The sequence below is a fragment of the Parolsenella sp. genome, from assembly GCF_982402205.1.
Genome location: NZ_CEVYAT010000035.1, coordinates 1 through 12,680, shown reverse-complemented (window position 1 = coordinate 12,680; position 12,680 = coordinate 1). Strand labels below are relative to the sequence as shown.

The following is a 12,680-nucleotide window of genomic DNA, read 5'->3' as shown; positions in this document are numbered from 1 at the left end:
GCTTCATGGCGCTCGAGCCCTACCGCGCCCGCCGTGCCGTGTTCTTCGGCGCGGGCTTTGGCAGCCGCATGCTGCCCATCACGGTGAACACCCCCAAGCCGCTCGTGCGCGTGCACGGCAAGCGCTTCATCGAGCGCCTGCTCGACGCCGTCATCGCCGTGGGCATCGAGGAGATCTACGTGGTGCGCGGCTACCTCGCAGACGAGTTTGACGTGCTGCTCAAGAAGTACCCTCAGGCCACCTTCATCGACAACCCGCTGTTCGACCAGACGAACAACATCTCGTCGGCAGTGGCGGCGAAGGACCACTTCGCAAACGCCTACGCCTTCGAGAGCGACCTGTATCTCACCGATCCGAGCTACATCAGCAAGTACCAGTACCAATCGAACTACCTGGCGTTTCCGGTCGACAAGACCGAGGACTGGATGTTCGAGACAACCGAGGAGGGCCGCATCACGCGCCTTGCCAAGGGAAGCGACAGGCCCTGCTGGCAGATGGTGGGCCTCTCCTACTGGGACGGCGCGGACGGCGCGCGCCTCGCGGCAGACCTGCCCGAGGTGTTCGAGCAGGGCAAGGAGGAGCGCCAGATCTTCTGGGACGACGTGCCCCTGCGCGTGCGCGCGGACGCCTACGACGTGCACGTGCGCGAGTGCGACCCCTCCCACATCATCGAGATCGACTCGTTTGCCGAGCTGCAGGAGGTCGACCTGAGCTACCGCACGAAGTAGCGGCGCCCCATCGCGTCATCGGTTTGGCATGTCGTGCGAATCACGCCATTGGTTTAGCACGTAGTGCGGGTCGCGCCATTGGTTTGACACGTAGTGCGGGTCGCGCCATTAGTTTGACACGTCCCCGGCCTCCCAGACGTGCAAAACCAATGAGACGAAATTCAAAACGTGCAGAACCGATGGGCGTCTGCGAGAGGGGCGAGAAGCGCGGGGCAATCGGGGCGTCAGCAAATCGAACGACGCACCGAGCCGTTAACGAGCCACGTAAATCAGCGAGACAGGCGGCCGGGCGAGCGCTACGCCGCGGCGCCCAGGGTGAGGCGCACAAGGCCGCGCGAGACCTTCGAGGCGCGCGACCCACGGCGGCCCGCAAGCGAGGCCGCGAGGTGCCAGGCGGGAATGAGCCACAGGTAGAAGGCCGCAAGCCAGCAGGTGGCGGGGGCGGCGCACATGCTCGCCACCGCGCTGCAGGCGGCAGACCACGGGACGAGCGGCGACACGACGACGGCCGAGTCTTCGAGGTCAAGGGCGAGCTCGCGGTCGCTCCCCTCGACGCCCGCGCACAGCTCGTGGGCGAGCATCGTGCCCAGCGTCTGGTTGCAGGCCACCATCGAGGCGGGCACCACCACGGCGAGCACCGCCCCAAAGGGCGTGAGGGTGTCGGCGAGCGCGTCGACATGGCCGCGCACGCCGTCGAGCAGGCCGGTTCCCTCGAAGAGGCCCGCAAAGCTCGAACTCAGGCACACGATGGCCGTGACGTTCGCCATCGACAAGATGCCGCCGCCGCTCATGATGCGCGCCACGCCAGGATCGGCTGGCACGTAACCAAAGACGCTCGCCTGGAGCAGCTCGGCGGGCGCCACGCCGCGGACGAGCACGCACACGATGGCCGCCAGGGCAATGCTCGCGGCCATCGACCGCTTCATGCCCACCTTGAGAAGCGGCAGCACGAGCACGGGCACCACGGGCAGCAGGGCCACGACGCCCTGGCTGAAGTAGGACGCGAGCACCCCCGACACCGCGCCCGCATCTCCCGAGGTCGCAGGCGCAAGCGCCACCCCCAGCACGCCATAGGCCACGGCCGCGACGACGAGCGGCACAAGCGAGGAGCGCATCATCGCGCGGAAGTTGCCGCCAAGCGACGTGTGGGTAATCGAGCGCACGAGCAGCGAGCTCGAGCTCATGGGCGAGACGCGGTCGCCAAAGTAGGCGCCGGCGAGCACCGCACCACCGCAGAGCAGCGCGTTTGCGCCCATAGAGTGGGCCATCGTCATGCAGACGACGCCCATCGTGGCCGCGGTGCCAAAGGCCGTGCCCATGAGAAACGACATGAGCGACGTGAGGGCAAAGCTCGCGAGCGGGGCGACCGCGGGCGTCACGAGGGGCGACGCCATGACCACGACCTGCGAGATGGTGCCGCTCGCGCGCCACAGGGCGGTGAGGATGCCGATGAGCACGAAGCTCTCGATGACGCCGCGCGCGGTCGAGACGCCCGAGAGGGCCATGCGAACGAGCTCGGCCGGGTCGTGGCCACGCATGAGCCCATAGCCATAGAAGAGGATGAATCCCACGGAGAGCGGAACCGTCACCGCCGCTCCGGCGGCGACGAAGACGATGAGCTGAAGGCAGAAGACGGCAAGGACAACCAGCTCAAGCATGAAGCGCGGCTCCTCAGGGACGAGGTGGGCAGATGCGCGCGGCCGGAGAGATGTTTGGAAGGTAGGACGGCCGCGCATAGAGCACTATCGACCCAGACGGCCACGGTTTCAAACTGTTATTCTCGATAGCTGATACAAACGATTCTTGTGAAACAGAGGGGGTCAACGTGAACTTCCAGACCATGGAGTACTTCTGCGCCATTGCCGAGCAGGGCAGCTTCACGCGGGCCGCGGCGGCGCTGCACGTGACCCAGCAGACGCTCTCGGCCCACATCGCCGGCGTCGAGCGCGAGCTGGGCTGCAAGCTCATCGTGCGCAGCAACCCCCTGCGCTTCACGCACGAGGGACAGACCTTCCTCGTCCACGCCAAGCGCCTCACCCGCGAGCTCGACGACATGCGCCGCGAGGTGGCGGGCCCCGACAACCTGCAGGCGGGCACCCTGCGCGTGGGCATCTCGTTCACGCGCGGGCGCACGGTGCTGCCACCCGTCATCGAGCGCTTCTGCGAGCAGTACCCCAACGTGTGCGTAGACCTGCGCGAGGACACCAACGAGGGCATCCTGCGCGGCCTGCTCGCCCGCCAGGTCGACGTGGCGTTTGGCGTGCTGCCGGCAAGCAGCGCGCGCATCGAGTCGCACCCGCTCTTCCGCGAGCGCATGGTGCTTCTCGCCACCACCGAGCTGCTCGAGTGTCACGGCGTCGACCCCCAGGCGCTCACCGAGCCCCTGGGCCGCGGCGACGTGAGCCCGCTCTCGGGATGCCCCTTCGTGCTGAGCCCGCCCGAGGACATCACGGGCCGCCTGGGCCTCGAGCTCATCGCGCGTGCCGGCTTTCGCCCCAAGGTGCGCGCCTACTCGCGCAACATGGCGACCCTGCTGTCGCTGGCCCTGCGCGGCGTGGGCGCCTGCGTGTGCCCCAAGGACCTGCTCGACGACACCAAGACGCCCGAGCAGGCCCGCGGCCTCACGGTCTTTGACCTGGGGCAGGATGCCACCTACGCCATCGACTACGCCCTGCCGGCAGACTCGTGGCGCTGGCCCGTGGCCGAGCGCTTCGTGGAGCTTGCCCTCGAGCACGTGGCGAGTATGTAAACCTTCTGGTTCGCGCCACCACAAGTAACGTCGCGTCACTAGACTAGACGGGCACGCAGACAGTCGAATGGGAGTGGTATGGCAGCAGAGGCGAGGGCGCACAAGAGCGAGCACGAGCAGGGGCGCAGGCGCGGGGAGCTGCAGATCCTCACGGGGTCGCTGTGGAGAAACATCCCGCTCTTTGCCCTACCCGTGGCCCTCACCGGCATCCTCGAGCAGCTCTCGAACCTCATCTCGGTGGTCATGGTGGGCCACTTCACCGGAGACGGCGGCGCGCTCAGCATGGCGGCCGTGGGCTCCAACACGCCCATCTCGTCGCTCATCCTCAACCTGTTCATCGGCGTGGCGCTAGGCTCCAACGTCGTGATCGCCAACGCCATCGGCGCGGGCGACGAGGCCACCGTGCGCCGCGCCTCGCACACCTCGGTCGCCATGGCGGCGCTCGGCGTCGTCGTGACCATCCTGGGCGAGCTGGCCGCGGCACCCCTCCTCCACCTGCTCAACGTCCCGCCCGACGCCTTCGACCTGGCGCTGCTCTTCTTCCGCATCTATCTGCTGGGCATGCCCTCGATCCTGCTCTACAACTTCGAGGCGGCGATCCTTCGCAGCATCGGCGTCACCAAGATGCCCCTGCAGACGCTCGCCTTCTCGGCCGTGCTCAACGTGGCCCTCGACTTCGCCTTCATCCCGGGGCTGGGCTGGGGCGTGGCGGGAAGCGCCATCGCCACCGTCATCAGCTACACGGCAAGCGCGGCGATCCTCTTCTGGCGCCTCATGCGCATCGACGCACCCGTGCGCATCGCGCCCTCCCAGATTGGCATCGACCGCACGGTGCTGGGCCGCATCGTACGCATCGGCCTTCCGGCGGGCCTGCAGAGCGCGGTCTTTGCCGTGGCCAACGTTGTCATCCAGTCGAGCATCAACAGCCTGGGCACCGAGGTCATGGCGGCCTCGAGCGCCGCGCTGTCGCTCGAGTACGTCTGCTACAACCTCGTAAACTCGTTCTCTCAGGCCTGCACCACGTTCGTGAGCCAGAACTTTGGCGCGCGCAACATCGGCCGCTGCCTCGCCTCGTTCAAGGTGGCGCTTGCCGAGGACCTGCTCGTCTGCGGCGCGATGATTGCCGTGTTGGTGGTCTTTGGCCGCCAGATCCTGTCGCTGTTCAACGGCGACCCGCAGGTCGTGAGCATCGGCTACGTGCGCGTTTGCTACATCATCCCCTCCTACGTCTTCAGCCTCACCTACGAGAACATCAGCGGCTACCTGCGCGGGTTTGGCATCTCGCTCACGCCTGCGCTCATCACCACGGTGTGCGTCTGCGGCTCGCGCTTCCTGTGGGTGCTCTTCGTGTTCCCCGCGCACCCCGCGTTCGCCACGGTCATGATGATCTACCCCATCAGCCTCGCGCTCACGTGCCTCTCGGTCTTCGTGGCCCTCATGGTGTGCCGCCCCGCCCGCGTCTACGGCCACAAGCGCGCATAGCCGCCAATCGGCCGGCACGAGCCCGGCGCGCTGCCTCATCGACCCGCCGGCCACGTGCGTGCCCGCCGCGGCATCACGCCGGCCTCACCCGCACGCCCGCCGCGGGGACACCCGATGCGCTACCATAAGGCTACACATCGTCACTTGCGAGGAGACCGTAGCATGGCCGAGTTTCAGCGCGCGAGAAGCGCCGAGCAGAAGTGTCGACGCGTGGAGCAGATCAAGGGCGCGGCGGGAGAGCTGTTCGAGCAGCACCCCTACCACCAGATCACATTCACCACGATCGCCGAGCGGCTTGGCTGGTCGCGCGCGAACCTCTACAAGTACGTGCGCACCAAGGAAGAGATCTTCCTGCTCATCATGGCCGACCTGCGCGACGCCTACACGGCGGACCTGCTCGACGCCATGGCGTCGCTTCCCACGCCAGAAGACGCGGCGGCCGCGTGGACCGACGTCTGCTGCCGGCACCGCCGCTACTTCCGCTACGCAGACCTGCTCTTCACCGTCATCGAGACCAACGTGAGCGTCGAGGCCCTCGTGGCCTTCAAGCGCGGCTACTACGAGCACCTGGACGAGACGAACGCCCGGCTCTCGCGCGCCCTGGGCGTGCCGGCCGAGCGCTGCGAGGAGCTTGCCAACACTATCTACCACCACGCCGTGGGGCTGTCAGGGTCGTGCCTCAACAACCCGCTCGTGCGCGAGGCGGTGGCCCAGTTGGGCGTCGTGCGTGAGCCGGTGGACTTCGGGGCGCAGATGGCAGACTTCATCGCCATGTGCCTCGCGTGGTATCGCAGGAACTAGGGTTTCGCGCGGGCCCGCACGCCCGCGACCAGCACAGACATGCCGGGCGGCACGCGGGGACGGGCCTGCCGGGCACAACGGGAGAGGAGCCAGCATGGCGCAGTACTCGATTGGACCGGACGGGGCGCAGGGCATCAAGAAGCTGGGCTTTGGCCTCATGCGCCTGCCCAAGGCGGGAGAGGCGATTGACGTCGAGCAGACCAAGCGGATGGTCGACCTATTCATGGACGCCGGCTTCACCTACTTCGACACCGCCTGGGCCTACGCCGGCAGCGAGGAGGCCATCGCCCAAGCCCTCGTGCAGCGCTACCCACGCGAGAGCTTCCAGCTGGCCACCAAGGCGGCGCCCTGGATCAGCTGCGAGAGCCGCGACGACGCCATCACCCAGCTCGAGACCTCGCTCAAGAAGACCGGGGCGGGCTACTTCGACTTCTACCTGCTTCACAACCTGGGCGAGTTCCGCACGCACTTCTTCGACGACTGGGGCATGTGGGACTGGATCTTGGAGAAGAAGCGCGAGGGCGTCATCCGCCACGCGGGCTTCTCGTTCCACTCCACGCCCGAGGAGCTCGACGAGTTGCTCACTTCGCACCCCGAGATGGAGTTCGTGCAGCTGCAGATCAACTACGCAGACTGGGACAACCCCGCCGTGCAGAGCCGCCGCTGCTACGAGGTGGCACGCAGGCACAACAAGCCCGTCATCATCATGGAGCCGGTCAAGGGCGGCATGCTCGCCAACCCGCCCGAGCAGGTGGCCCGCGTGCTCACGCAGGCCGAGCCCACCTCGAGCGTGGCCAGCTGGGCCATCCGCTTCGCCGCGAGCCTGCCGGGCGTCATCACCGTGCTTTCGGGCATGAGCAACGTCGAGCAGATGCAGGACAATCTCTCCTACATGAGCACGTTCACGCAGCTTACGAGCGAGCAGCGCGCCACGCTCGCGCGCGCCCAGGACGAGCTTGCCAAGATCGACCTCATCCCCTGCACGCGCTGCAACTACTGCGCCAAGGTCTGCCCCAAGAACGTTGGCATCTCGGGCACCTTCACGGCAATGAACATGCTTACGCTCTACGGCAACCTCGAGACTGCCAAGAAGGAGCGCGCCTGGCAGGTCGAGAAGCACGGACATGTGCCGGCAGACGCCTGCGTGCGCTGCGGCGCGTGCGAGAAGGCCTGCCCGCAGCACATCAAGATTCGCGAGGAGCTCGCCCACTCCATCGAGGTCTTTGGACCGGCCGAGCAGGGCTAGAACGTCGCCTCTTACACCCCGCCAACAACAGCGCGCCCGCAACCGTCACGGCTGCGGGCGCGCTCTTACGTTCTCTGGTTGCTCGGGACCGAAAGATTCCCTAGCGGATGAAGTTCGTCCAGGAGCGCGGCTCGGCCACGGGCTCGATGCCCGCGGCACGTCCCGCCTCGATACAGCGCAGCATCCAGGCCATGTTGTGGCCCAGCTGCCGCATCACCGACAGGCCCTCCTCGTCCTGCTCGACGTCCTCGGCGCTGTTGCCATGGATGTTATTCCAGTAGTACGAGCTCACAATGGGCATCTGCGAGATGGTGAAGAAGCGGTTGATGTCATCGAACGACACCGTGGTGCCGGCGCGTCGGGCACTCACCACGGCTGCGGCCGGCTTGTGAGCAAGCACGTTGGGCATGCCGGCGCGGCCGTTCGAGTAGAACAGGCGGTCCATGAAGCCCAGCAGCGACGAGGCCGCATGAGCGTAGTGGACGGGACCGCCAAAGACGAAGCCGTCGGCCTTGGCGGCCTTGGCGCGAAAGACGTTGACGCTATCGGCCCCGAAGGCGCACTCGCCTGTGCGGGCACAGGCGCCGCAGGCAACGCAGCCGCCCTGCGGCTTGGCCCCGAGCCAGAAGATCTCGGCCTCCACGCCGTCCGCCTCGAGCGCGCGGGCAACCTCCTCGAGCGCGTGGTTCGTGCACCCATACTTGTGCGGGCTACCGTTCACGAGCATGACCTTCATGCGAGGCTCCTCTCCTCACGCCGCTCCCCGGCGGCGCCGTTGGTTGTGTCGAGTATACCCGGCGCACGATTTCTATTGCAGCAGAATCGAACATATGTATGATATAGGCCAACAGGCGATTGGACGGAGGCCACGATGCCCACGCACTTCAGCTACACGAGCGAGGCCACGGACTATCTCTCCTCAAGAGATAGACGGCTGGGCCGGGCGATTGCGGCCGTGGAGGAGACGTGCGGCCACATACTTAGAGAGACTGACGAGGACCTCTTCTCCGCCGTCATCCACCACATCGTGGGACAGCAGATCTCGAGCGCGGCGCAGCGCACGGTATGGGAGCGGCTTCGCGCGTCGCTCGGAAGCGTATGTCCCGAGCGCGTAGACCGAGCGAGTGCCGAGGAGCTGCAGTCATGCGGCATGACGTTCAAGAAGGCCGAGTACATCAAGGACTTCGCAAGGAAGGTCAACTGCCATGAGTTCGACCTCGCGGCCGTGGAGCGCATGGACGACGCCGATGCCATAACGGCGCTCTGCTCGCTTAGGGGCGTCGGTGTCTGGACGGCAGAGATGCTTCTGCTCTTCTGCCTTGAGCGGCCAGACGTCCTGAGCTTCGACGACCTGGCAATCCAGCGCGGCATGCGCATGGTCTATCACCACCGCAAGGTCACCCGCGAGCAATTCGAGCGCTATCGACGCAGGTACAGCCCGTATGGCAGCGTTGCGAGCCTGTATCTGTGGGCCATCGCCGGTGGCCAGTTCCCAGGGTTCGAGAAGGACTACGCCCCGCTCACGGATGCGCAGAGAAAGGCACGCAGGCGCTCACGCGGCAAGGCAAGGAGGAAGGAATCGAGCAAATGATGTACTCGACGTACGAGCCCACCCTCATCGCTCCGCTCGTGCTTGAGCGAGGACGGCACGAGCCTGTGCGCCTGCCAGTTCACGTCCGGCAGGGACGCCGCCAAGTTTTGCTGGGACGGCGCCGAGCGCAGCGACCAGGCGCCCGTCTTCTGCCAAGCCCGCTCCTGGCTTGACCGATACTTCGCGGGCGAGGCGCCAGACCCCGCACGGCTTTGTCTCGCACCGCGCGGCACGACGTTCCAACAGGCCGTCTGGGAGGCGCTTCTCACCATCCCCTACGGGCAGACGGTCACCTACGGCTGGGTGGCGAGGCGCGTCTCGGACATGCGCGGCTCCAGAACGTCGCCGCGCGCGGTCGGCGGCGCAGTGGGTGCCAACCCCATCGGCATCATCGTCCCCTGCCATCGCGTCGTGGGCGCGGACGGAAGCCTCGCGGGGTTTGGCGGGGGCATCAAGGCCAAGGTGGCCCTTCTTGAGCACGAGGGCGTTGCCCTCACGGGGCTCACGGTCCCCACACGCGGCACGGCGCTCTAGGGGCTCGTCTCAGCCCAGCAGGCCCGCGTCGCGGAGTTCGCGCGTCCTGGCGATGAGCTTCTCGTACACGCGCTCGCACATCCAGGGCTCGCTCGAGAGGGCGAAGACCTCATCGAGCGCAACCCAGCGCACGTCGCTGTTCTCGTCCGGCTTTTTGCGCAGGGCCAGCGAGGGGTCTGCAACGAACAGGTACGTCACGTTGAGGTGAAGGTGAGACCCCACATAGTGCCCTTGCTTCACGTGGCCGTCCACCGTGAGCACCTCGAGCGAGGCGATGCCGCCCGCACCCGCGTCCACGAGGCGGGCGCGGGTCACACCCGTCTCCTCGGCGAGCTCGCGGGCCGCGACGGCGGCAAGGTCAAGCTCGCCGTCCGCATGCCCGCCCACCCAGCTCCACGAGTCGTAGATGTTGTGGTAGCACAGAAGCACCCGCTCGCCCGCCGCATCAACGGTCCAGGCGCTCGTCGTGAGGTGCGCGAGCGAGCTGCGGTCCGCCACGTGCGGGTCGTGCGCGAGACGTCCCAGAATGAGCTCTCGGTCCACGTGCTCCTGCTCGTTCACGGGTTGGTACGCCATGACGTCCTCTGCAAGTCCCATACCGTCTCCTTTTCGCCTTGCAGTGCTCATTACCTGCGAGGATACATATTGTCCGCAGCTGGCGCTAGACTCGACGCAAGGATTGGAGGACACCATGAGGCACAGCACGCTGTTCGGTCTTCTCGGCATCGCAATCGCCGCGCTCGCCATCTCCGCATGCAGCCTGGCCATGGCCCCGAAGCCAAAGCCGACGCCCGCCTACGTGAACATCAGGCTGGCAGAGAGCCAGCTCGCCACGAAGCAGCGGCAGCTTGCGGACAACCAGGCAAGGATAGACGCCATGACGCAGCCCTCCACCACCGAGGTCGCACAGACCGAGGACCTCCCCACGACGAACCCCCGTGGCATTCCCGTTGCGCACGCGATGCCCTGGAAGGGCATGCCCGCCACCTTCATTGGCAGCACCTACCTCGGAGAGCCCGACGAGACGGGCGACGTCATCGACGGCGGCACGCCCTACTACTGGCGCTCGCGCAACGAGAAGCGCGAGCGCGTGTTCGAGGCCGTCGTGCGAGACGGTGAGGTCATCGACGTCGCCAGGTGGAACCAGGGCGCAAACTACTGGCCCGAGAGCACCTCGCTCAACGCCGATGCCCTTCCCATCCTCGATGCCTCTGGCGCAAGAAGCGACGTGTCGTCCGGCGCTCCGGACCTCCCAGACCCCAACGACTATGACAACCCCGACGACTACGAGGCAGACGCCGAGGACTACTTCACCTGGCTCGGATGCGATGACCCCGCCCAGGCCGCATACCTCTACTGGGAGAGCATCGCCGGCTAAGCGCCCCGAGGGGGCGTAGCCCTCTGGGCACCAACCACCCACCGCACCCCAGACAAAGAGAGGGGCTTCCCAGCCAGGCCGGGAAGCCCCTCGAAAAACACGCTGCGCTCGCAAGCTACCAGCTCAGCAGCTCGTAGCCCGTCTCGGTCACCACGACCTGGACCTCCCACTGGGCGGAGTCGGAGCCGTCTGCCGTGCGCACCGTCCAGCCGTTGGGGTCGTCCATGTCGATGTCGGGGCCGCCGGCGTTGACCATGGGCTCGATCGTGAAGCACATGCCCGGGGCCAGCACCACGCCCTCGCCCGGCTCGCCCACGTGGGACACGAACGGGTCCTCGTGGAACTCCTTGCCAATGCCGTGGCCGCCAAACTCGCGCACCACGGAGAAGCCGTTCTCCTCGACGTAGGACTGCACGGCGTGGGCCATGTCGCCCAGAGTGTTCCAGGGCTTCACCTGCGCCAGGCCGCGCTGGATGCTCTCTCGCGTCACGTCGACGAGCTTCTGGCGCTCGGGCGACACTTCGCCGATGCAGAACATGCGCGAGGAGTCGGAGAAGTAGCCGTTGAGGATCGTCGAGCAGTCGACGTTCACGATGTCGCCATCCTTGAGCATGTCGTGCTCGCTCGGGATGCCGTGGCAGACCACGTCATTAATCGAGGTGCAGACGCTCTTGGGAAAGCCCTCGTAGTTGAGGTCAGCCGGGATGCCGCCATGCTCGACGGTGTAGTCATAGATCCACTGGTCGACCTCGGCCGTGGTCACGCCGGCGCGGATGTGCTCGGCCACGTAGTCGAGCACGCCGATGTTGATGGCGGCAGACGCCTTGATGCCCTCGATGTCAGCAGGGGTCTTGAGGCACGTGCGGTCGAGGACCTCCTGGCCGTTGAGGTAGCACTCCTGCAGGCGCTCGTCGATGCGCGCGTGGCACTTCTTGTACTTCTTGCCGCTGCCGCACCAGCATTCGTCGTTGCGGCCGGGGACTGGACCATTGTCATACATGGTTAACTTCCTTTCGTCGGCACAAAAGTATCCCACTTTGGCGCATCTCACAACAGTGCGGGGATACAGGGACGGGTCTTTTGTCACCACCGGGCGGGGACAAAAGACCCGTTCCTGTGTCCCCGGGCATGAAAAAAGGCCGACCCGCGACGAGCGGGCCGGCCAGATGCGCCGTTTGCGCGAGGAATGACTAGTTCCAGGCCTTGCCGTCGGAGCCAAACTCGCGGATGAGCTCCTTGGTGCGCTCGACGATGGCGTCACGGCCAGGCTTGAGCATCTTGCGCGGGTCGTAGCCCTTGCCCTGCTGGTCCTTGCCGGCCTCGACGTACTCGCGCACGCCCTTGGCGAAGACGACCTGCAGGTCGGTGTTGACGTTGACCTTGCAGATGCCCATGGAGATGGCCTTCTGGACCTGGTCGACGGGGATGCCGGTGCCACCGTGCAGGACGAGCGGCAGGTCGCCCGTCTTGGCCTTGATGGCCTGGAGCTGGTCGAAGGACAGGCCCTTCCAGTCGGCCGGGTACAGGCCGTGGATGTTGCCGATGCCGCAGGCCAGGAAGTCGACGCCCAGGTCAGCAATCTGCTTGCACTGGTCGGGGTCGGCCAGCTCGCCGGCGGAGGTCACGCCGTCCTCGGTGCCACCGATGCCGCCAACCTCGGCCTCGATGGAGAGACCCTTGGAGTGGGCCAGCTTCACGAGCTCGGCGGTGTGCTCGAGGTTGGTCTCGAAGTCCTTCTCGTGCGAGCCGTCATACATGATGGAGGAGAAACCGGCCTCGATGGCCTTGAAGCAGTCCTCGTAGGAGCCGTGGTCGAGGTGAAGGGCAACCGGGACGGTGATGTTCAGGGTGTCCATCATGTCGACGACGACGTCGTGGCACAGCTTGAAGCTGGTCATCCACTTGGCGGCACCAGCGGTGCACTGGATGATCAGCGGGCTCTGGAGCTCCTCGGCGGCGGTGAGGATGCCGTAGGTCCACTCCACGTTGTTGGTGTTGAACGCGCCGAGGCCGTAGTGGCCCTTCTCGGCGGACTGGAGCATGTGCGCAGCGTTAACGAGCATGTGTTACCTCCATAGCTTGGCGACTACACTAACCGCACCCGAGTATAGCCCCATGCAGGCCACACCCGGCAGCCCAATTATGCAAATTTGCTGCTAGATGGGCAAGTT

13 protein-coding genes are annotated in these 12,680 nt (G+C 66.2%); 8 read left to right on the top strand and 5 right to left on the bottom strand.

The features are described from left to right. The coding region (locus AC1VTH_RS03460; protein WP_481334711.1) for an NTP transferase domain-containing protein at window positions 1-728 on the top strand (728 nt) is incomplete at its 5' end. A 296-nt stretch (window positions 729-1,024) separates the two neighbouring features. Here the strand turns inward: AC1VTH_RS03460 and AC1VTH_RS03455 are convergent. Further along, on the bottom strand, window positions 1,025-2,386 hold the full coding sequence (locus AC1VTH_RS03455; protein WP_481334710.1) for a Na+/H+ antiporter NhaC family protein: 1,362 nt from the start codon (window positions 2,384-2,386) through the stop codon (window positions 1,025-1,027). Window positions 2,387-2,553: 167 nt separating this feature from the next. On the opposite strand from AC1VTH_RS03455, the gene AC1VTH_RS03450 reads away from it, so the two are divergent. The 4 genes from AC1VTH_RS03450 to AC1VTH_RS03435 all read left to right on the top strand — a co-directional run bounded on the left by AC1VTH_RS03450 (window position 2,554) and on the right by AC1VTH_RS03435 (window position 7,006). Continuing rightward, window positions 2,554-3,477: a LysR family transcriptional regulator gene (locus AC1VTH_RS03450; protein WP_481334709.1), complete on the top strand. Its 924-nt coding sequence runs from the start codon at window positions 2,554-2,556 to the stop codon at window positions 3,475-3,477. A 78-nt stretch (window positions 3,478-3,555) separates the two neighbouring features. Beyond that, window positions 3,556-4,959: an MATE family efflux transporter gene (locus AC1VTH_RS03445; RefSeq protein WP_481334707.1), complete on the top strand. Its 1,404-nt coding sequence runs from the start codon at window positions 3,556-3,558 to the stop codon at window positions 4,957-4,959. A 162-nt stretch (window positions 4,960-5,121) separates the two neighbouring features. Continuing rightward, on the top strand, window positions 5,122-5,760 hold the full coding sequence (locus AC1VTH_RS03440; RefSeq protein ID WP_481334706.1) for a TetR/AcrR family transcriptional regulator: 639 nt from the start codon (window positions 5,122-5,124) through the stop codon (window positions 5,758-5,760). A 94-nt stretch (window positions 5,761-5,854) separates the two neighbouring features. Then, a complete protein-coding gene (locus AC1VTH_RS03435) occupies window positions 5,855-7,006 on the top strand; it encodes an aldo/keto reductase (RefSeq protein ID WP_481334705.1) in 1,152 nt (383 codons plus the stop codon). Window positions 7,007-7,106: 100 nt separating this feature from the next. On the opposite strand, the gene AC1VTH_RS03430 is transcribed toward AC1VTH_RS03435, so the two are convergent. Next, window positions 7,107-7,742 (bottom strand): flavodoxin family protein, encoded by a 636-nt coding sequence (locus AC1VTH_RS03430; protein ID WP_481334704.1) that lies wholly within the window; start codon window positions 7,740-7,742, stop codon window positions 7,107-7,109. A gap of 135 nt (window positions 7,743-7,877) precedes the next feature. Between AC1VTH_RS03430 and AC1VTH_RS03425 the strand changes: the two genes are divergently transcribed. Both AC1VTH_RS03425 and AC1VTH_RS03420 read left to right on the top strand, forming a co-directional pair. Continuing rightward, window positions 7,878-8,597, top strand: a complete 720-nt coding sequence (locus AC1VTH_RS03425) for a DNA-3-methyladenine glycosylase family protein (protein ID WP_481334703.1) — start codon at window positions 7,878-7,880, stop codon at window positions 8,595-8,597. A 42-nt stretch (window positions 8,598-8,639) separates the two neighbouring features. Continuing rightward, complete coding sequence (locus AC1VTH_RS03420) at window positions 8,640-9,131, top strand: methylated-DNA--[protein]-cysteine S-methyltransferase (RefSeq protein WP_481334702.1); 492 nt, start codon at window positions 8,640-8,642, stop codon at window positions 9,129-9,131. Window positions 9,132-9,140: 9 nt separating this feature from the next. Here AC1VTH_RS03420 and AC1VTH_RS03415 read toward each other — a convergent pair whose 3' ends face one another. Continuing rightward, window positions 9,141-9,728, bottom strand: a complete 588-nt coding sequence (locus tag AC1VTH_RS03415; RefSeq protein ID WP_481334701.1) for an NUDIX hydrolase — start codon at window positions 9,726-9,728, stop codon at window positions 9,141-9,143. Window positions 9,729-9,822: 94 nt separating this feature from the next. On the opposite strand from AC1VTH_RS03415, the gene AC1VTH_RS03410 reads away from it, so the two are divergent. Beyond that, window positions 9,823-10,509 (top strand): hypothetical protein, encoded by a 687-nt coding sequence (locus AC1VTH_RS03410; RefSeq protein ID WP_481334700.1) that lies wholly within the window; start codon window positions 9,823-9,825, stop codon window positions 10,507-10,509. A gap of 115 nt (window positions 10,510-10,624) precedes the next feature. On the opposite strand, the gene AC1VTH_RS03405 is transcribed toward AC1VTH_RS03410, so the two are convergent. Both AC1VTH_RS03405 and fba read right to left on the bottom strand, forming a co-directional pair. Continuing rightward, window positions 10,625-11,509 (bottom strand): methionyl aminopeptidase, encoded by an 885-nt coding sequence (locus AC1VTH_RS03405; protein WP_481334699.1) that lies wholly within the window; start codon window positions 11,507-11,509, stop codon window positions 10,625-10,627. Window positions 11,510-11,699: 190 nt separating this feature from the next. Further along, a complete protein-coding gene (gene fba, locus AC1VTH_RS03400) occupies window positions 11,700-12,572 on the bottom strand; it encodes a class II fructose-1,6-bisphosphate aldolase (protein ID WP_301829621.1) in 873 nt (290 codons plus the stop codon). Window positions 12,573-12,680: the final 108 nt, after the last annotated feature.

Coding starts and splice junctions, on each gene's coding strand:
- AC1VTH_RS03455 (WP_481334710.1), bottom strand. CDS start 2,386: ATGCTTGAGCTGGTTGTCCTTGCCGTCTTCTGCCTTCAGCTCATCGTC.
- AC1VTH_RS03445 (WP_481334707.1), top strand. CDS start 3,556: ATGGCAGCAGAGGCGAGGGCGCACAAGAGCGAGCACGAGCAGGGGCGC.
- AC1VTH_RS03440 (WP_481334706.1), top strand. CDS start 5,122: ATGGCCGAGTTTCAGCGCGCGAGAAGCGCCGAGCAGAAGTGTCGACGC.
- AC1VTH_RS03435 (WP_481334705.1), top strand. CDS start 5,855: ATGGCGCAGTACTCGATTGGACCGGACGGGGCGCAGGGCATCAAGAAG.
- AC1VTH_RS03430 (WP_481334704.1), bottom strand. CDS start 7,742: ATGAAGGTCATGCTCGTGAACGGTAGCCCGCACAAGTATGGGTGCACG.
- AC1VTH_RS03425 (WP_481334703.1), top strand. CDS start 7,878: ATGCCCACGCACTTCAGCTACACGAGCGAGGCCACGGACTATCTCTCC.
- AC1VTH_RS03415 (WP_481334701.1), bottom strand. CDS start 9,728: ATGGGACTTGCAGAGGACGTCATGGCGTACCAACCCGTGAACGAGCAG.
- AC1VTH_RS03410 (WP_481334700.1), top strand. CDS start 9,823: ATGAGGCACAGCACGCTGTTCGGTCTTCTCGGCATCGCAATCGCCGCG.
- AC1VTH_RS03405 (WP_481334699.1), bottom strand. CDS start 11,509: ATGTATGACAATGGTCCAGTCCCCGGCCGCAACGACGAATGCTGGTGC.
- fba (WP_301829621.1), bottom strand. CDS start 12,572: ATGCTCGTTAACGCTGCGCACATGCTCCAGTCCGCCGAGAAGGGCCAC.